The 20,933-nt window shown below is 36.7% G+C and carries 9 protein-coding genes; 5 read left to right on the top strand and 4 right to left on the bottom strand.

The window, feature by feature from the left end; all coding sequences use genetic code 11:
- The first annotated feature begins 64 nt into the window (after positions 1-64).
- On the top strand, positions 65-3,775 hold the full coding sequence (locus BC008_RS15785; RefSeq protein ID WP_027840442.1) for a hybrid sensor histidine kinase/response regulator: 3,711 nt from the start codon (positions 65-67) through the stop codon (positions 3,773-3,775).
- An 892-nt stretch (positions 3,776-4,667) separates the two neighbouring features.
- Complete coding sequence (locus BC008_RS15790) at positions 4,668-5,558, top strand: lipid kinase (protein WP_036263919.1); 891 nt, start codon at positions 4,668-4,670, stop codon at positions 5,556-5,558.
- A gap of 1,628 nt (positions 5,559-7,186) precedes the next feature.
- Here the strand turns inward: BC008_RS15790 and BC008_RS15795 are convergent.
- Both BC008_RS15795 and BC008_RS15800 read right to left on the bottom strand, forming a co-directional pair.
- Positions 7,187-8,284 (bottom strand): GUN4 domain-containing protein, encoded by a 1,098-nt coding sequence (locus BC008_RS15795; protein ID WP_058183657.1) that lies wholly within the window; start codon positions 8,282-8,284, stop codon positions 7,187-7,189.
- Positions 8,285-8,780: 496 nt separating this feature from the next.
- Positions 8,781-9,620 carry a prephenate/arogenate dehydrogenase gene (locus tag BC008_RS15800; protein WP_027840440.1) on the bottom strand — a complete coding sequence of 280 codons (840 nt, stop codon included), beginning with the start codon at positions 9,618-9,620 and terminating at the stop codon, positions 8,781-8,783.
- 310 nt (positions 9,621-9,930) lie between these two features.
- Between BC008_RS15800 and BC008_RS15805 the strand changes: the two genes are divergently transcribed.
- Positions 9,931-11,520, top strand: coding sequence for a pentapeptide repeat-containing protein (locus BC008_RS15805; protein ID WP_027840439.1), 1,590 nt, complete (start codon positions 9,931-9,933; stop codon positions 11,518-11,520).
- A 178-nt stretch (positions 11,521-11,698) separates the two neighbouring features.
- Positions 11,699-12,292 (top strand): DUF1517 domain-containing protein, encoded by a 594-nt coding sequence (locus tag BC008_RS15810; protein ID WP_027840438.1) that lies wholly within the window; start codon positions 11,699-11,701, stop codon positions 12,290-12,292.
- A gap of 200 nt (positions 12,293-12,492) precedes the next feature.
- Here BC008_RS15810 and BC008_RS15815 read toward each other — a convergent pair whose 3' ends face one another.
- On the bottom strand, positions 12,493-17,883 hold the full coding sequence (locus BC008_RS15815) for a trifunctional serine/threonine-protein kinase/ATP-binding protein/sensor histidine kinase (RefSeq protein ID WP_235595872.1): 5,391 nt from the start codon (positions 17,881-17,883) through the stop codon (positions 12,493-12,495).
- Positions 17,884-18,439: 556 nt separating this feature from the next.
- On the opposite strand from BC008_RS15815, the gene BC008_RS15820 reads away from it, so the two are divergent.
- Positions 18,440-19,315 carry a hypothetical protein gene (locus BC008_RS15820; RefSeq protein ID WP_058183671.1) on the top strand — a complete coding sequence of 292 codons (876 nt, stop codon included), beginning with the start codon at positions 18,440-18,442 and terminating at the stop codon, positions 19,313-19,315.
- A 100-nt stretch (positions 19,316-19,415) separates the two neighbouring features.
- Here the strand turns inward: BC008_RS15820 and aroF are convergent, their stop codons facing one another.
- Positions 19,416-20,471: a 3-deoxy-7-phosphoheptulonate synthase gene (gene aroF / locus BC008_RS15825; protein ID WP_027840436.1), complete on the bottom strand. Its 1,056-nt coding sequence runs from the start codon at positions 20,469-20,471 to the stop codon at positions 19,416-19,418.
- Between the last annotated feature and the right edge of the window lie 462 nt (positions 20,472-20,933).

Consider the following 20,933-nt stretch of genomic DNA (forward strand, 5'->3'; position numbering starts at 1 on the left):
ACTGATTACTTATTACTCATTACTCATTACTCATTCATTAATCCTAACCCCCTAACTTCTGGTTATGACTACAGACTCTTCTATCCGCGAGCAAGGCTATATTTACTTTCTTAGCGAAGCCCCAGAACTACTACAAACCATAGAGGAAGAACTTTCCGATCTCATCGAAGACCGCAGTAAAGCAAAAGTACATAAATTAATGCGGGCTACTCATACCTTAAAAGGAGGAGCAGCAAATGTTGGTTTAGAAGCAATTAATAAAATATCTCATTCTCTCGAAGACGTATTTAAAGCTCTCTACAATCCAGAAGTAGATATTGATAATGAACTTTATAATTTACTGTTTCAGTCGTTTGAGTGTTTACAATTAGCTTTAAACGCAGAAATTACCGGAAGACCGATAGACCACGATGAACTGCTAGGACGTGCTGCGACAATATTTGCACGTTTACAAGAAAAACTCGGTGATGCTTTTGGAGCAGAGACTCACATTCCCACTTCTGAAGAGTTGGGATTCGATATTGTTCTGTCAATTTTTGAAACTGGTGTGACCCAACGCATTGAAAGCATTACTGAACATCTGAAAAATCCATCGTCACCAGCTGAATTTGCAGAGTTTTTATGTTCCGAGGCTGAGGTGTTTCATGGTTTATCAGAATCTTTGAATTTACCTGGTTTTGGAGAAATTGCTCAAACAACTATTACTGCACTGGAAACCAATCCTGATAAAGCATTAAAAATCGGGGAAGTTGTTCTCAGCAATTTACAAAAAGCCAAAGCAGCAATCTTAGATGGCGATCGCACCCGTGGGGGAGAAGCATCACCAGCTTTAATTTCATTTACTCAAGAAGCATTAATTGACGAACAACCAACAACCCCAGATATCCCTAATCTAGCTACTGATTTAGAATTGTCGATACCATCGGAAGAAAATACATATTTACCTACTCCTAAAATCTCATTTTCTTCCTCGTCATTAAGAGAAGAAATTGAAGAATTATATAAATTTTTAACTCAAAAAATAGATATTAATCAAAAACAATTAAAACCAAAAAAAGCTAAATTTTATTTAAAAGTTATTCGCTGTATTTTAGGTTGGTTCAACCACGAATTAGATATTAGTTCTCAAGATCTGAGCTTATCTTTACTTATTCCCAACCATAATCCTGAAAGTTCTGTAGAAGGTTTAGAAAAATGGTTGGATCGATTCATTATCTTTTTACAAGCTGAAGGGAATGAAAGTGATAGTCTTAAAGTCTATCGCTACGGGGTAATTTTAACAGTATTATTAACAGCAATCAGATTTAAATTTTACCAAGAAGAATCTGATTTTTATCTTCCAGTTATTAAAGATATACAAAGCAAAATTTCTCAGCTAGCCCGAGAATATAAGAATTTACCTCCTGTTACCGAACAAGAAAAAAATTGGTTGACAAGTCCTCAAGTCCAAAAATTACTCAAAATTAAAGAAGTTACTCTTCAACCAGAGTTCCCAAAACTTGAAGATAATATTGTCGAAGCAATATGGGGAGAAGATTTAACATCTACAGAAAACGATCCAGTCAAGATCGGGGAGCCAGAATTAATTATATCTGCCGAGGATTTAAAGGATTATGACAAAGAAATAATGCCAAGTAATTCTGAATCTGTAAAAATTATTTCACAAACAGTAGCAGAAACTCAAGAAGCAGTTGTTGAATCTGTATTGGAAACAAAAAAGAAAAAAGTCGAAATAAAAAATAAATCTTCTAAAGAATCTCCGCGAGCAAAAAATTCTCGTTCCCAATCATTTATACGTGTAGATGTAGAAGGATTACAAAGACTCAATTACCTCGCGGGAGAACTGCTAATTCACCAAAAACAGCGAACCTTACAAGATACACAACTCAAGCAGATAATTGAGCAATTAGTCGAGCAGAATCAACGACACCAGTTAACCTTGGAGCAGCTACGCGAATTACCGCTCTACAGACAGGTAACGTCACAACAGATGCAAAATTTTGCTTCTGTCGACTTCGACTCTCTGGAAATGGATAAATATACAGAGTATTATCTCAAACTCAACTCTGCTTTAGAAGAAACACTACAACTACAAGAAACAACAGAATCTTTAGACTTACTACTTAGTCAATCAACCCACATTCACGAAAAAAAACAACGCTTAACTTTAAGTATTATAGACAACTTAGTAGAAGCAAGAATGGTACCTCTGGGTAATATCCTCAATCGTTTCCCCCAAATGGTACAAAACCTAGAAAAACTATCGGACAAACAAGTAAAACTGAAATTGGTTGGTACTCGCGTCCTGGTGGATAAAGCGATCGCAGAAAAATTATATGACCCTCTATTACATATAGTACGTAATGCTTTTGACCATGGGATAGAAGCTTCAGAAGTTCGTCGTCAAAGTGGAAAAGCAGAAATCGGTTCAATTGAAATTTGTGCTTACCACCAGGGAAGTCAAACAATCATTGAAGTTAAAGATGATGGACAGGGTTTAAACTTAAATAAAATTCGTAATAAAGCAGTGGAATTTGGAATTTTATCGCCAGAAGCAGAATTTGGCGCTTATAGTTCTGCTCCCACAGAAGAAGAAATTGTAGATTGTTTATTTGCACCCGGTTTTTCTACTGCTGGTAAAGTTAGTGAGATATCAGGTAGAGGTATTGGATTAGACATTGTACGTTCTCAGCTACACTCTTTAAATGGTTCGGTTACAGTTAGTTCCATACCTTATCAAGGAACAAAATTTACACTCAAAATTCCTTTTTCTATGACCACTGATAAATTAATGATCGTTCAAGCAGGTAATAATTTATATGCACTGCTTTTAGATTGTATTGAAAAGATATTAATTCCCACTACCGAACAAATTAAAGAATTTGAAGGTAAAAAAGCACTTTACTGGAAAACAGACAATGATGAGCAGATGATTAGCTTGCGCAAGCTTTCAGATTTTATGGGTTACAATTGCACACTTTTTAATGCTGACACTGCTGAACATAAAGTTTTAAATGAGTATGCAACAAATATGAAAAGTCCCGTGCTATTACTGCGCAGAGAAAAACAGATGTTGGGTCTAGAAGTAGACCAAATTATTGGCGAACAAGAATTAGTTATTCGACCTTTAGGAAGTACGATTACACCCCCAAAATATATTTACGGTTGTAGCAGTTTAGCTAGTGGAAACTTAATTTTAGTTATTGATGGAACTTTGTTACCAGAACATGGTGAAATGTTAGCAACTTTAGATGCTACTTCCTTACCATCAGTAAATAGGCATCGTGCTTTTAGTATGGGAGGTGACAATAATAAAACCACGGTTTTACTTAATTCTTCTAAAAATAGTATTAACCATAATCAGATAAGTTCTCGTGTAGTTTTGATAGTTGATGATGCGATTAGTCTCCGTCAAACTCTTTCACTAACTTTACAGAAATATGGATATCAGGTAATCCAAGCACAAAATGGAATAGAAGCTTTAGAAAAGTTACAAAAAAATCCAAAGATCCAGTTGGTTGTTTCTGATTTAGAGATGCCACGTATGAATGGGTTTGAATTGTTAAGTAATATTAGACAAAGCCCAGAAATGACTAAAATACCTGTTGTTATTCTTTCATCTCGTAGTGGAGATAAACACCGCCAACTAGCACAAAATTTAGGTGCGACAGCATATCTGACTAAGCCTTATTTAGAACATGAATTTATTGCTAAAATTGACGATTTAGTTAGTGATATTTCTAAGACTTATTACCAACTATTAGCAACAAATTAGTTGGTTTTATTATTAACAACAAGCATTAAAAATAATAGTTATAATTAATAATTTACTTGGATGAAGAAACACAGATGCTAAATGTGTTTCTTTTATTTTTGAAGTAAGTACTAAGTGAAGATTCAATAGTTTTAATTTTTTAAGTATGACGTCATAAATACAGCTTTATTTTACATGTATACACTCAATTTGCTTTGAACATCCCTTTACAAATTAATTAAAAACAGATATCAATAGGTAATTTATTATATAGCATTATATTTTCCAAGGTTTTGAAAGTGAAAGAGAGGTATTAAGAGATTGTGAAAGATTTGCTACTTGTTATAAATAACTCATACCCTTATTTCTTGCTTTTATGGTTTTTATTGAAATTTTCATCTTATTTTGTATAAACATTACAAAATTTACGGTCCTTGAAAATTTGTCATACGGGTTTATCAAAAAAGGAATACTCAATTTTAAGTTGTGAAATAAAAGTATTGAGTGAAAAATTATATTTATTCGAGTCTAAGTATAAAATAGCCGATTATTTACTCTGCAAGTAAGAGATAATTTTTATACTATATTTTTGTACAATAAATTATGAGAGTGAATGATACGTTCCAATAAAATAGGATTCTATACCTAGTTTTTTTTGTGCTAATAATTACTAGCGTTTATATCTTCAGAAATTTCCAAAAATAAACGAAAAATATAGTATAAAATTACATTGAAAATACAATTTCACTAATGATATGAACTCCCATTTGAGGCACAAACAGAAGAGAAAGCAGGCTTTTAGACGTGCACTTGTAATGCAAAATACCAATTCTAACAACATAGATAAATTTCTTCATAAATCCTGATAATTTTGTACTCAAAATCATATGGTAAATAATATTGATAAATAATTATGGGTAAATCTAAACGTCAGCGAGCATTATTATTAGCTATCAGTACACCCCGCCAAAGTCGCAAGCGTTTATCAGAAGCAATAGGCTATTTACAGCGTTCTGGTTTAGAAGTAATTGCAGAATATCCAGAACAACCTCAAGATATTTCTGAATTAATTCAAACACATGAAGATGAAGTAGATTTAGTTATTATTGCTGGTGGGGATGGGACTCTGAATGCAGGTGTAGATGCTTTAATCGAAACTAAATTACCTTTGGGTGTATTACCTCTTGGGAATAGTAATGATTTAGCAAAAACTTTAGGTATCCCTAGAAATTTAAATCAAGCGTGTAAAATAATCATTGAAGGTGATATTAGACATATTGACTTGGGATGTGTAAATGGTAAACACTTCTTTAATTTTGCAAGCTTGGGTTTGAGTGTAGATATCACTCAAAAGTTAACTAAAAATGCTAAACTTCCGTTGGGAATATTCAGTTATTTTGGTGCAGTCATCCAAGCCATTTTGAAGTCTCGCCCTTTATCGGTCAAAATTTCCCCCAACAAACCCGTAATACAAACCGTTCAAATAGTTGTGGGAAATGGTCAGTATTATGGCGGTAGCAAAGCAGCAGTTGACAATGCTAGAATTGATGACCAACAGTTAGATTTTTATTTATTAGAGATAGAACACTGGTGGGAAATCTTTTCTCTTCTACCAGTAATACGGAGTGGAAATTTTGTTGATTGTCCGCAGATTAGAAGCCTGCAAACTCGACAAATTAGAGTGGATACGGGAAAACCTTGCCCAATAAACACTGATGGTGAAATAACTATTTATACGCCTGCTACTTTTCGCGTGATTCCCAAAGCTTTACCTGTGTTGGTACCTGCAAAAGCAAAAAGGTGATCGAATATAGACCTCTTGCATAATTGTGTTGTGGATGTAATGGAAGATTTTCAAACGTGCACAAAGTAAGTTAAATTCTATGCAAATTGTGTATGATTTGATTTTGATAGATACAGGGTAATTACTTAGAATAATAAACTGCATATTTATCCAAGGATAAGCAGTTACGCATCTATACAAAGAAAAATATTTGAATATAGTTGATTTTTTCGAGCTAAAAAACTATCCCAATGCTCATAGGTATGCCATAAATTATTTTTGCAAGAGGTCTTATTAAATAGTTAGCAATACAAAAAGCATTATCTAGCAAGAGTTTCAGTGGTAAATTTTCTCAGATGTGTGGTGAGTTTTTCCAGAGAAACTTCTTTTGGGAAATTAGTAGGGAAATATTTTTATTACCAATAATATCTGCCCACTTTTTTATTTAGAGTTACTTCAAAAAAGTGTGATATTTATTTTTATTACATAAAGTACGTATACATAGCTAGTAAAAATTTTAACTCATAATTATAATTGAAATTTTGAATGTTTTCATGACAATCAAGTGTAATTACTGATTTATTCATCTCTAGGTTTCTATTAGTATCTAAGCTAGAAACATATAGCATTCTCAATTATTTATGAGAATTAATATTTTGTAACTTGAAAAACCTTATCTTTATAGTCAGAGGGTTTTCCTATGATTTAGGCTTTTAATAACAGGACTATTGAAAAATACATCTCTACAAAAGCTTTCTGTTCACCAATTAGATCGAGTTATAACATTTTCAAGTATTTGTCTTAGTAGCAGTTATTTGGGCGGAAAAATATTAGCTAGTATAACTAAGTATTAATTGGGACCGCATTACCTTCATTGAAAATATCTGAGGGAAGTAAATACAGTGAATAAAATAGCGTTGTTTTTCAGTATCAGTTATTTTTCGATAACTTTCTACTTTTTACTAAATTGGCTGAGGTTTTCACGCCGAAACCCTACCTATAACCCAGTAGATAGATTTTTATCGTTTCTAATGCTGGTAATTACTACTATTTTATGGCCCTTAATTGTTCCCATCTCTTGTATGGAGATTATTCAGGCTCGCAGACTAGAGGTAGGAAATGTATTCCCCATATTATTTACAGTCTTACTCATCAGTATATCTTTTTATTGTAGTTATTAAAAATTATTAAATATTGAGAGATATTAGATATTTTGTTGATAAATCTTGCTTAACGGGAATTAGACAAAAAACAAGGAGTAAAAAGCCTCAAATCCATTCATAAAAAGGAAGATAGGTCAAAGCATAAAAATCGTTCTTAGCCCGACGTGGCGCTATTTATAACCCATATATATCAATAAAAATTCGGTGTAATACTATTGACATATAAATAGTTGAAGCTTTTTTGAGCGAAAAAAAATATCTAAGTCCTGTTAATCATCATTTTTAACCGCTAGATATTGTGTTGTAGATAAGACAAAATGTTTAAACTCTTTTATCTCTTGACATATTTGATGAGTTAATATTCGACTCCACATTGATTAAAATAGAAGTATTTGCTTTGAAGGAGTCGTCAAAATATAGTTTGAAAATTATTCTGTACAAGTACTATTTAATTACTCTACCCCCAGGATTTATGGAGATAAAACCTTAGACGGAATGAGATGCATGGCATTGTGCTAATTTATTCTCAATACATGAAAGTAATAGTAATTTACCATCACTGCCATAACCATGCTGTCCCAAAGATGGAAGATGACCTTTGGGAGCTTTCAGGGTAAATTGAAGTGAATCATAAGGTACCCAACCAAAGATTGCACGTTGATCTAATAATACTTTATTAAGATCGTCTATAGCTTTATCTATAGAACCAAAGAATCCACTATATACATGTCGCCAACCAACAGCTTTAGCCCACTCTAATTGATTTCTACCCAGACTTTTATAAATATCTATTTGTGGACTAAAACCAAAATTTCCATTACTTAATTCCACCCATAATTTGTCTATATAGTGGAAAGTTTCATAAGGTATCGAAGCTAACATTTTTGATGTTATATTGTCATTCAAACTAACTCCTGAAATTTTAAGGATTAAATCTCTAGTTTCTAAATCAGCCTCTTTCCATAATCCTGCTCGTAGGAGGTTTCTTAACTTATTAAAATCAGGATTTAGAGCGGTTGTACTCTCTTGCTTCATCTTGAGAACTGGAACTAGATTGCCATTTAATCCAGCAATTGAGATCAAAGTGCGTCCATACTTATATGAAAAATCAATGGATTCACCTGCTCCTAAAGCACTGTAAAAACCAATAGAAAACGCTATTGCAGCTTTATCTTCAATCTCATCACTCATACCGATAACATAATCGACATGTTGAGTGATTGCGTCTGCTTGTGTTTGTGAATAACAAGCATTCAGGATGACACATTCGATATCAGAAAATAACTCAAAAAGTAGAGATAAGGCTTCTGCTGTAACAAAAGTAGGTTCTCCTGTGTCATCCTCTAGGAGTAATCCTTTTTCTGCACAACCATGTCCTGAAAAATGAATAATATGTGGTCTTTTTTCCAAAATCGCAAGCCCAAGATCTTTTGGTCGAACCGCAAAATATTTATCGATAACAAAATTATCGCGTCTTTCTGCTTTACGTAATCCTTCCTCGATTTCTCTTATTTCTTGACCAATTTTTAGTTTTGTTTCTGGGTTTGGATCTGCAGATAGAAATAATATTTTTTTCCTATACATAATTTCCTGAAATTAAAATACTATTACGGTACTGAGATGTTTTTGATTGTTAGCCATCAATACTGCAAACAGTATTTTCTCGAGGCTAACTCTGTGGTGTAACCTTCTACGACAGGTTTCATTACTTATGCAGCTAAAAGTAAGGATATTTAAATGTGTGAAATAATTAATTGGAGTAGAAAACTAATAAATCTATTTAGCTTCTACTGATTATTTAATGCCATACTTTATTTGATAACTTGTATTGTTCCGAGTATTTTTTCTTGAATACTGGATATACCATTTTGAACGCGATCACACCACAGTTTTGATATATCCTCGGTTTTTACTATCCGAGTGGGTGTATAATTTTTGTAAATTTCTTCGCTGGTAAAGCTGGTAGAGCAGAGCCTGGTTATTTTGTTTTCAGTCGTTGCAATCTACATATACTATGTTGAAAATATAGATATGTTTTTATTCAGGCACGATAAATTTAACTATATATTTTCAATACAATCTATTCGGTAAACGCAGGTCTTACTTTTTGAGCTAGTTGTAATTGTTGTTGTAAACTTTCCCAATCTTCTCCTTCAATTAAGTCAATCAAATAACCCAAGTTATAACGATATTCTTTGAGCGAAGTCAGTAATTCTTGACGATTGTACTTTGCCATCATGACCCCTAATTCTGGATTTCCACCACCCACTCGACTGGTATCGCGAAATCCCGAACTAGCTAGTTTTTGAGCTAATTCTACTACTGCATTATTATTTTCATTCATACAAGCATGTAATAATGAGGCGCTTACCATAACTGGTAAATGTGAAATCCAACTGACAGCTTTATCATGTACTTCCGGACTACAGTGATGAATATTAGCTCCTAATTGAGATGCAAGATTTTCTACAGTTTTAAGGGCATCATTTACGGTTGTATCTACTGGTGTGAATACGTAGGGATTATCCTTAAATAATTTTCGCTTAGCTGCTGTAATTCCACTTTCTGCAGTCCCCGCCATCGGATGTCCGCCGACAAAGTTATTCCATAGAGATGTTGCAGTTTTAACTACAGGTGTTTTAACTGAACCAACATCGGTGATAATTGTCGTTGAAGGTAGATGAGTAATTAACTGCTTGAGTATGGGAACAATAAGTCCTAGGGGTGTACAAATAAATATCACCTCTGCAGATTTTAGGTGACTCATGTCAGTTGATGCTTCATCTACGTTTCCAAGAGTAACTGCTTGCTCGCAAGTAGATTCCTGGCGACTAACTCCAATTACATGATGTCCCTGGTCTCGCAAATCAAAACCCAAAGATCCACCGATCAATCCCAATCCTAAAATACCTATATTCATTGATTTTGACATTTTTATTCTCAATATTTTGCTCTTACTTTACTGATTCACATTCTTTGCTAGTTATAAATACTTAGAGTATTGGATTTCCCCAGGGCATTTTTCAAACTACTCATTTACACTATTAGCTGATTCTAAAATTCCCCAGTTCCCTGTTTTTCTTTTTTGTTAGAGAAATAAACTGACTCACAATTCCACTAACAAAGATTTATTCCTAATAAGGAATGTGAAGTAGAGGTTCTTTATTTGTTTCACTCACAACTAGCAATTCGAGTTAATTTTTTGGGTTGGCATCCTAGAGGTAGTCTTAATGACTGTAGAAGAATTACTAAAAAAATATGCTTTGGGAGCAAGAGATTTTAGTGCTCTTGACTTATCAGAAGCTAATTTAAGTGGCGTCAAGTTAACTGACATCAATCTAAGTCATAGTAACTTGAGTCTAATTAACTTCAGTGGTGCAAATTTAATATCTAGCAATTTAAGTTATACCAAATTGAATGTGGCAAGATTGCGGGGTGCTTACTTAAGTAATGCCAACCTAAACAATGCGAGCCTCAATGTTGCTAATTTGATTAGGGCAGATTTAAGCAGCGCTCAATTACAAAAAGCAACCTTAATTCGGGCTGAGTTAATTCGGGCAAATCTTAGCAATGCTAATTTGTGGGAAGCAAATTTGAGTGGTTCAGATTTGCGAGAAGCAACACTGCGACAAGTTAATTTTAATCGTGCAAACTTACATCAGGTTACTTTAAAAGATGCTTCATTGACAGGAGCTAATTTAGAACAAGCTAATTTAAATAACTCCGATTTGGCTCGCTCTAATATGAGTGGAAGTAATTTTCGAGATGCACAGTTAAAGCAGGCAAACCTCAGTCGTAGTAATCTTAGCGGAGCAAACTTAAGTGGTGCAAATCTTCGTTGGGCTGACTTGAGCGGTGCAAATCTTCGTTGGGCTGATTTGAGCGGTGCTAAACTCAGTGGGGCTAAGTTAGTTGGAGCAGATTTAAGTAATAGTAATCTAACAAATGCAAGTCTGGTTCAAGCCGATTTAACAAATTCAAAGTTAATTAAAACTGAATGGGTGGGTGCGGATCTCACCGGAGCAACATTAACAGGTTCTCAACTTTATGGAACTTCTAGATTTGGCTTAAAAACAAATGACATTATTTGCGAGTGGGTAGATCTCAGTCCCAATGGCGATCGCTCTGTCATCCACAAATTTAATCCTGAAGAATCGAAATGCTTTTTTAATAAGACTTCCCCTACAGTCAAGATTATTGTTGATAGAGCATTAGATTATGAAGCTCATCTCGTGCTTTCTGGTGCTTATTATCAAATTTCTCGTTATTTTCACCGCTTCACCGATGGTACAGAAAAACATTTAGAGGAACCCCCAAGCATAGAAGTTGGAAGTCGCCGTACAATTATTACTTTTAAAATTAATAGCGATGAATTTTTGTTGGCTGCTGCTTATATAGCAATTATCCCTTTTAAAGATGCTGAATATACCCAAAAAAGTATTTGCATGGCTGTAGATGCAATTACCAGTGAAGATGTTGCTTATTTCTGTTTTTCTAATCCTAATATTGTTCAAAAATTAAACACACTCATAGAACAAGTTGTTCGTAATGTTAATTCTTTGAAAAAAATGAAAAATTCCTTACAACATTCAGGGAAGAGGAAGTTTTTCCAGGCATCTACACAAATTATTATGACTAATTCTAGTGCTCAGACACTGATGATATACGAAAATCCCAATTTTGGAACAAAAATCGTTAATAACTCTGAAGCGAATACCTATCCCTACAAAGATGGCTCAAATAACATACCAAAAATGACAACCCTTTCTCAGAGTATGATTATTGATTTTATTAATGGATTTTATGAAATTGTTGTCTAACATTGCATTTGAAGTTTAGAGACGTACCAAAGCCTGTAGTACCCCCTTAGCTTGTACTACCTCTTTATTTACAGGAATTTGAGAATAAATAAATTCGTCATAATTAATAAAAGAAACCATTATGTTTTAATTAATCTGGCCACATATTAATCAATAACTTAATCCAGGAGGAAAGAAAGTGAGGGACGCTTTTAATAAAATGATGGGGAAGACTCGCTACGTAGTCTCCCGTCTGATGTTACATTTATCTGGCTCAGATGTTGCACCAATCTTAGGTGTATTAAATAGTAATGCCCGTACAGCCATTAATGCTGATGGGGAAATTACAGTTTTAGGGGAAGTGTTGGTAGAAATTTGTCAAACTCTACTACAGTATGACGAATACTGGCTTTCTGCTAGTAACGAAGGTGAGTTCTTTTGGAATGAAGGTGAAGCTGGTGATTATGTAAATGAATTATTTACCGATTCAGCCGAACGTTATTTAAGTGAACCTGATTTTAGTTCCGATGTTGATGCAGAAGAACCCCTATCCCTTCCAGCTACGCGCAATGTGGTTGTGATGATTACAGTAGCATACGAGGGAGAGGAACCGGATTTAGAAACAGACCTTTCTAATATCGAAGCGCTTAAATATGGTCTCAAGGGTTTAATAAATTTAAATTACAAAGAAAAATATCGGGCTATTCAAGTACATTTTTCACCTGCACGTTTGGGTGACGAGCTTACCAACGACCAACTTTTACAGTATTATCCCGAACTTATTCCTTTGTAATACAGTATTATCCCGAACTTATTCCTTTGTAATAAGGATAAATTGACATATTCCGCGCATCAATTAATTAGGAACTTTCAATTAAAAAATATACTATTATTCAGGTCGCACCTACATGCATCCCTATCGGAAATCAATAATAGTATAAATTATTTTTTGCAAGTTCCTTAATGCGCTAATTAACCACTAAAATCAAATTATTACATGGGAGTCACTAGCGGCAAACTTATAAAAAACTTAGTTCCCTGACCAATTTTGGACTGCACTTCTAGGCTACCACTATGTTTTTCTACTGCAACTTGATAAGCAATCGCCAATCCTAAGCCTGTTCCTTTGCCAACTGCTTTCGTGGTAAACTGCCGATCAAAAATTTTCGAGCATACCTCTTCAGACATACCTTTTCCATTATCACTGATGCAAATTTCCACACTGTGAGAATCAATGAGTTGAGTTTGGATTGTAATTCGCTGCGGATTGGCTTGGAGTTCTTCAAAAGATTGCTCCTGAGCGATTTCATCGAACATATCGATCGCATTTGCTAGCAGATTCATAAATACCTGATTTAGTTGACCAGGAAAACATTCAATTTCTGGTAATTCCCCATAATCGCGAATCACCTCAATTTCCGGTCGGAAGTTTTTTGCTTTCAAGCGATATTTCAAAATCAACAGCGTGCTATCGATCCCTTGATGAACATTTGCCTTGAATTTTGATTCCGTATCGGCACGCGAAAATATCCGCAGACTGTTACTGATACCGCGAATGCGATCGCAGCCAAACTTCATTGAGTTAAGCATTTTCTGCAAGTCTTCGAGCAAAAAATCAATGTCTAAATCTTCAAGCAAATTTTCAATGTCCTCACCGGGTTCGGGGAAGGATTTACGGTAGCATTGCAAACATTTAGTAATGTCATGGATGAAGTTGCGAACTTCAACAATATTGCCACTAACGAAGCCGAGGGGATTGTTGATTTCATGGGCGACACCTGCTACCAAATTACCTAACGCTGACATTTTTTCGCTTTGTACCAGTTGCAGTTGCGATTCTTCAAGCTGTTGGGCATAATCTTGAGCTTGTTGGTAGAGTTGTGCGTTTTCTAGTGCTATTGCTGCCTGAGTCCCAAGTAAATGGAGTGTAGCCTGCCGTTCAGCGTGAAAAACACCAGTAGTATTGCGATTACCCAGGTATAGGATACCCCGTAGCTGAGTACGATCTAGCAGGGGCAAGCATAGTACACTGGCAAAGCGCTGTTCGAAAAAGTAGCGATCAACAATGGGTAAATTACTGCTAGGGCTATTGATGACAACTGTTTCACCAGTGTGCTTGACATACTGAATGAGTTGTACAGGTAAGTTTTTAGCATCTTTGAGGGGGAATATAGATAGATCGGTTACATCCAATGTTGCGATAGCCCGAACCCGCACTTCGCCATCAGGTTCGCACAGGATTATGGCACAAAAATCGCCACCTGAATTTTGTAGAACAATCTGGGTAATTTTCCTCAGCAGTTCCTCAATATTGATAGTGCTAGAAATAGCTTGGGATGCTTTGAGGATAGTAACAAAGTCTAAAGCTGTATTGGCGTTTTGATCGGAACTCTGGTTTTTTTTGGAAGTTGTGCTGATGACTGAATTTGAGGAAAAGATTGAGGTTAGTGTTAGCAAAGGATCGAAGCCTTGGTTGGCATGTTGCAAAATGGGGTATAGCAATTGAGGATAATTTGCTTCTAGGCGATTAGTTTTAGCTGTGGCTCCCCAACGAGCGTAGCAGTAGTATGCTTCTTGCATGTAGCCTGCAGCTACTTTCTCTTTCCCCCATTCAAGATAAAACTTAGCAGCGAGTTCATTGGCTAGGGCTTCGTCTTGAATAAATTTATTTTTTTTAGCTCTGGTGATGGCTGAGTCGTACAGTTCCATCGCGGCTAATTTGTCTTGACTATTTCGAGATATTTCTGCTTCAACTAAATCAAACTTATGCTGAAAGTTCTCTTGAGAAATTTTTGCCCAAACTTTTAATTGTTCTTGATTTTCTAGAACCTGCTCTAAAATTCTTGATTTGTCTTCAGTAAAAGTGTCTTTGTAACACACTAATAGTGATAAGGAATGGTAATAATTATGCTCTATAACTGTGAAGTGACCAGCAATAAAACCAAGAGTTTCTTTGGCAAAAACAAGATATTTTAGTGCATCTTTGGGCTGATCAAAAAGATACAAAGTCTGAGCTTTAAGGATCTGATAAATACAAATTGCCGGAAAACTTTTACGACTGTGGCAAGTTTCCAGATACTTTATTTCATCTACTCCTTGAAATCGACCAGTTAAAGTTTCCTGGTTTAGCGTTATCAAGTTTGATATAGCCAACTGAATTCCAATCGTGATGTCATAGGCATAATAATGCTGAATCTGGTCTAAGATAGGTAGGTAAACAGGAAAATCTTTTAATACCTCACTCAGGTTTTTTCCCGAATGGAAAATACTTAAAATCCGATTGTATGCAATGTAGCCAGTAAATTGAAGCTGCCCAGACTCTAAGCCTGCTGCATACCCTTGATTATTAATACTCTCACAATTACTAATATGTTTTTTCCAGTACAGCAGAAATGCTGCAAGAATATTGCAAGCCTTCGATTGCTGTGCTGGATCATTAAATTTTTGACTGAGTTTCAAAGACAAGATGCCAAACTCATAGCCCGATTCATAGTCTCCGAAAATTGAGATGACAAGAACACCATAGAATGAGTAACCAAAACAACATTCTGAGGTATGTCCATATTGCAACGACAAGTTCACCATCTTGACCACTAAAACACTCCAGAGTTCTTGGTTAACGCTGAAGGTTGCTGGGAGGAGATTATGAAGTACCGCGATCGCACTTCTTTTTTCGGGGACTTTTATTTCTGGAAGGTCGATTAAAGACGCAATATCTCGATTCCCTAACCTGTTTCTTGTAGATTTTAATTCATCATCAAGTTCTTGCGATAGATTGTTTTCATTCCATTGAATTCCTAATAAATCTAAAGCTATTTTTCCTTCATTTATTGCATCTTGATATTTAGCAGTTACAGTATGTTGGATAATAAGAAGATTATAAATCTCTACTTTTTCTATTGCTGACTTTGCTTTTACAAGAGTCTTATGAGCCAGGATTTCTGATTTTTCTATATCTCCCTGTAAATATTCAGCTTCTGAGCATTCTTTATGCAAGTTAAATTTCAATTCATATTCATTATCCCAATCTTCACATTCTAGAAGTTTTATACCAACATTTAGGTATTTAACTGCTGCGGAGTAAGCAATTGATTTTTTAGCTTTTTGAGCAGCTCTTAAATTCAGGCTGGCGAGTTCAACTCGTTCGCTTTTATTGTTGATTAACTCAATCCCTATATTTAATTGATTGGCAATATTAAATATTTGAGTTTCTAGCTCTTGTGTTCTTGTGCTACTTAGTAGCAATTGTCCAATTCTTAAATGAGTTCTCTGTTTTTGGTCTTCTGGAATTAAAGAATAAGAAGCCTGTTGAACGCGATCATGCAAAAAGCGGTACCCCACTGAAATATCATCAGCACGCTTTTCCTCACTTTGCTCTGCCTGGAAAAACTTATAGGTTTCACTCTCCGGAATTACAAGCCCCTGCCGCAAAACCATCCATAAATCTGCTGCTACCTCATCTTGCCGGACCTCGCAGATCGCCGCCAACGTTTCCAAATTGAAACGGTTACCAATGCACGCTGCTAGTTTCAAAATTTCTTGCGTGGCTTCTGGTAGCTTTTGCAACCGCCCTACCATAAATTCTACGACATCATCTGTTATTGCCAACTGCCTGATCATGGCTAAATCACATTCCCAATAGCCCACCTCACTATTGAAGAAAATGGCATCCTCCGTGTACAATCCCTGTAAAAACTGCGTTGCAAAAAATGGATTACCATGAGTTTTTTGGTATACCAACTGTGATAGTGGTACAGCGACTTCAGCCGAGCAACGCAGTGTATCTGCCACCAAACAGGTAATGTCAGAGCAATCCAAAGTCGCCAAAGTCAATGTATTGAGTTGTGTACCTTGTTTGCCAATTTCATTAAGTACCAGCATCAGCGGATGCGCCGGAAATACCTCGTTATCTCGATAAGCACCCAACACCAGTAAATAACCTGAATCTGAATCGTCCATCAATAGCTTCAGCAAATTGAGTGATGCCGAATCCGCCCATTGCAAGTCATCCAAAAAGATAACTAAGGGGTGTTCTTTGGTAGTGAAAACGCGCACAAATTTCCCAAATAGTAAGTTAAAACGGGTTTGTGCCGCGCCATCCAATAGTTTTGGTACAGCCGGTTGCTTGCCAATGATATGTTCCAGTTCTGGAATTACCTCAAGGATGACCTGTCCACTTTCGCCCACTGCTTGGAGAATTTTTTCTTTCCAGATTTTTAAGGCAGAATCGGGTTCACCAAGCAATTGTCCCATCAAGCTACGGAAGGCTTGCACGAAGGCAGAAAAAGGAACATTGCGGTTAAATTGATCGAACTTGCCTTGGATAAAGTAGCCTTGTTGACGGGTGATAGGTTTATGGACTTCGTTCACGACGGCGGTTTTGCCAATTCCAGAGAGGCCCGCCACTAACATCATTTCGGTTTTACCTGCAGCAACCCGCTCGAAAGCATCGAGTAAGGTTTGGACTTCAGCTTTTCGTCCATAGAGTTTTTCCGAAACGATGAAGCGATCGCAGGCATCCCGTTCGCCTAACTCAAAGGCGGTAATTTCTCCTATTGCTCTCCATTGCTGCACGCAGAACTCTAAATCGTACTTGAGTCCCAAAGCATTTTGATAGCGGTCTTCAGCATTTTTGGACATTAACTTCAGGACTATAGCCCTTACCATCGCCGGGATTATTTCCTGGCTCGGATCAGGAAATATTACCGGATGAGCAATGTGACAATGCAGCAGTTCCATAGGATCGGTTGTTGGAAATGGCAGTTCTCCCACCAACAGTTCGAACAAAGTTACGCCAAGAGAATAGAAATCTGTGCGATAGTCAATCCCTCGGTTCATTCTTCCAGTTTGTTCCGGCGATAAATATGCCAATGTTCCTTCTAGAACATTGGGGTTTTTGATTTCCTGAGTTTCTAAAGGTAGTAATGAGGCAATACTAAAGTCAATTAATTTGATTTCTTTGGTTTGGGGATTAATTAAAATATTTGCAGGTTTAATATCTTTATGGATTACACGATTTTGATGTAGACTGTGGAGAATCTCGGCAACTTGCAACGTAGCTGATAATATATCTACAACAGATTTGAATTTACCGTTATGCATATACTGATGCAGCGATATTCCACCAAAATCTTCCATTACTAAAGCATAACTATTGTCGCAAAACTCTAAACTGTAAGGACGAACAATAGAGAGAATATCTAAACTTTTGGCAATGGTATACTGATTGCGGAAATGTAGTAATTCCTTGAAATTTGGATAAGGATTCTTCAAGAGTTTTATGACAACAGGTTTTTGGTCATCTTCTCGGACAGCACGATATACCATGGTCCGGGAACCATTGTAGAGTTCTTCTATAACGTGATATCCGGAAATCTTAACCATAAACATTTATCCTTAATCCTTCCAGATTTAGTATTCCCTATTAATCCAAGTAGTGGCTCATACTTATACCATAATTTATAAATCGTAGGGACATACTGACATGTGTTGGTGTCAATTTACGTTTGAAAACCTTGATAGACAAGTAGGTGGACAAAAATGTTTACGGACATATGTGTCATTCCGCTTTACTTCATATGCGCTGCACGCACGCTGACGCTAACGCAATGGCATCGTGAATTAATTCTATCCAACTACTTAAGCTTTTAAGACAAAATCATTACTAAGCCACTTCCAGTATTTCCCCTTCTCAGGGGAAAAGCAGTATAGGGTGGAAAGTGAGTGATAGAAAAAATACTGGGGTTTCATAAAAATTACTCAGATTTGGGCAGGCAGGTTTTTCCAAGGGCAAAAATAAACTTGTAAAACCCTTCCTGGAGTTGCTTTTCGCATTAAATAGTTCCCAACGACCGACCTATGCCCTTTTGAACCCCTTCAATATCACTTGCCTATCGTCCTGTTCTCGCAATTGTTAAGATTTGATATAGCACAATTTGAAATTCTCATGAAAATCTTACGTAAACTTACAGCCGTTTTATTATCCTTAAGTTTGTGTTTAACAACCGTTGCCTGTGGTGGAGGTGTAGAAAATAGTTCAAGTTCAACACGAAATGTTACTCAAACTAGAACTAATAACACCACTAAAATTAGTGATGGTCAGTATCCAGTACAGCAAGGTTCTTACAATGACGCTGATGGCAGTTACACCTTATTCTTACTCAACAGCAATCCTCCAACTTATACAACCGATAGATTACAAATGGCACGGTTGACTGATGAAGAAGTCAAAGAAGGTAAAAGCACCTACCTAAAAGTTGAAAACGGTCAGCCGGCTCTATATTTGACACCGGATTTTAAGTTGGAATTTGTCCATAATGTTACTGAAACAAGGGAAAATCCCCGGACAGGCGAACAACAAACGGTTATAGTCCGGCGTGAAAATAGCTTTTGGGCACCCTTTGCTGGTGCGATCGCAGGTCAAGCAATAGGTAGTCTTTTGTTTAGACCCCAATATTATGTGCCACCAGTTTATCAACCGGGTGGTGTTTTAACCGGTTATGGTGGCTCTGGCAGAAGTTATGATGTTGCAGTTGATAATTATCGTCAACGTTATAACGCTCCCCCTGCATCGGTGAGAAATCGCACAGTTTTACGTTCTACCGGTAATCTTAGACGTTCTCCCAGTCGCTCAACGGCAGGTAATCGAAATCGTAATAATACTGGTACCCGCGCAACAGGTTCTGGTTTCGGTGGTAGCAATTTGAGACAATCTGGGAGGAGAAGCAATGTTAGACGCGGTTCCGGAAGCTTTGGTAGTGGTTCTCGTTCTCGTGCTCGGCGTTCCTTTGGTAGCGGTAGAGGTAGAAGACGATGAATATTTGAGTAATGAGTAACAAGTTAATAAGTAATAAGTAATAAGTAATGAGTAATGAGTAATGAGTAACTCAACTTGTTACCCATTACTTAAAAGCATCTTAGACAACAGCAGTAGGTTTTTCCCAACGTCCAACAGCTTTACCTATGACTGCTAATTCTTGCATTAATTGCTCGAAGCCTTGGGGTGTCAGGGATTGAGGCCCATCTGACAAAGCTTTCTTCGGATTGGGGTGAACTTCAATCATTAAAGAGTCACACCCTGCAGCGATCGCAGCCATTGACATTGAAGGTACGTAATTCGACCAACCAGTACCGTGACTGGGGTCGATTGCGATCGGTAAATGGGTCAAATCGCGTAAAACAGGAATTGCAGACAAATCTAAGGTATTACGGGTATACTGACGGTCAAAAGTCCTAATGCCTCGTTCACACAAAATTACATTGGAGTTACCCGCAGCTAGAATATATTCAGCAGCCATCAACCAATCTTCGATAGTTGCTGCCATTCCCCGTTTCAAGAATACCGGTTTACCCTGTGCACCAACTTTTTTCAGCAGGGAGAAATTCTGCATATTTCTTGCCCCAACTTGGATAATATCAGCAAATTCTGCGATTATTTCTAAATCAGCAGCGTCCATCACTTCTGTAATAATCCCAAGTCCGGTCGCTTCCCTCGCCTTTGCCAATAATTCTAAAGCACTTTCACCATGACCTTGGAAAGAATATGGAGAGGTTCGGGGTTTATATGCTCCACCGCGTAAAAATTTCGCTCCACTTGCTTTTACGCGCTGTGCTGTCTCAATAATCATTTCCTCATTTTCTACCGAGCACGGTCCTGCAATGACCACTAGGGGATGATGTTCGCCAAATACTACAGTTCCAGCAGGAGTATTAACTTTAACTTCAGAAGCTTCTCCGTGACGGAATTGGCGACTTGCTCGTTTGTAGGGTTTCTCTACTCGCAAAACTTGCTCAATCCAAGGACTCACTTCTTGAATTTGCAAGGGATCTAAGCTAGCGGTTTCTCCCACCAAGCCGATAACAACTTTATGCTTACCAACAATTTTTTCTGGTGTTAGTCCCCAGTTAGTAAGTTCATCGTTAATACGTTTAATTTCTGCTTCTGGAGAACCAATCTTCATTACTACGATCATTTTTAGCTGCCCTGTATCTTATGAGTGCTTGAGGGACTTCCAATTAAAGAAATATACCATTCTTTAGGGCGCACGTCGGTGCGCCCCTACTAGCAATCAATAGTCATATAAATTATTTTTGGAAGTCCTTACAGAAATTTTAGACCTCAATACATAGTGAAGCTATTAATTAAGGCTGTACCAATACCAATTTATCTCCGTTCCAATCTATAAATCTCCAACAACTGACAGGAATTTCGAAGAATTAAAAAACAAGAACTTACTAATTTCTGACTTTTGTTAGTGCTTAGCAACAGTATACCGGATCCGTTCTTTAGTTGCTGCAGCTGGAGGCTATGCCGACGCCGAAGGCTCTGACTAACGTCGCCTTACGGATCTGCTGACGCCATAAAGGCTCTAGCTATAGTTATTACATGTTAGCTCGCACCTTCTGACGTAAGCGCAGCAATAATTTTTAGGCTT

Source organism: Mastigocoleus testarum BC008 (assembly GCF_001456025.1).
Taxonomy (GTDB): Bacteria; Cyanobacteriota; Cyanobacteriia; order Cyanobacteriales; family Nostocaceae; genus Mastigocoleus; species Mastigocoleus testarum.

Excerpts from the sequence above, each read along its gene's own strand:
- BC008_RS15785 (WP_027840442.1), top strand. The coding sequence starts at position 65 with ATGACTACAGACTCTTCTATCCGCGAGCAAGGCTATATTTACTTTCTT.
- BC008_RS15790 (WP_036263919.1), top strand. The coding sequence starts at position 4,668 with ATGGGTAAATCTAAACGTCAGCGAGCATTATTATTAGCTATCAGTACA.
- BC008_RS15795 (WP_058183657.1), bottom strand. The coding sequence starts at position 8,284 with ATGTATAGGAAAAAAATATTATTTCTATCTGCAGATCCAAACCCAGAA.
- BC008_RS15800 (WP_027840440.1), bottom strand. The coding sequence starts at position 9,620 with ATGAATATAGGTATTTTAGGATTGGGATTGATCGGTGGATCTTTGGGT.
- BC008_RS15805 (WP_027840439.1), top strand. The coding sequence starts at position 9,931 with ATGACTGTAGAAGAATTACTAAAAAAATATGCTTTGGGAGCAAGAGAT.
- BC008_RS15815 (WP_235595872.1), bottom strand. The coding sequence starts at position 17,883 with ATGGTTAAGATTTCCGGATATCACGTTATAGAAGAACTCTACAATGGT.
- aroF (WP_027840436.1), bottom strand. The coding sequence starts at position 20,471 with ATGATCGTAGTAATGAAGATTGGTTCTCCAGAAGCAGAAATTAAACGT.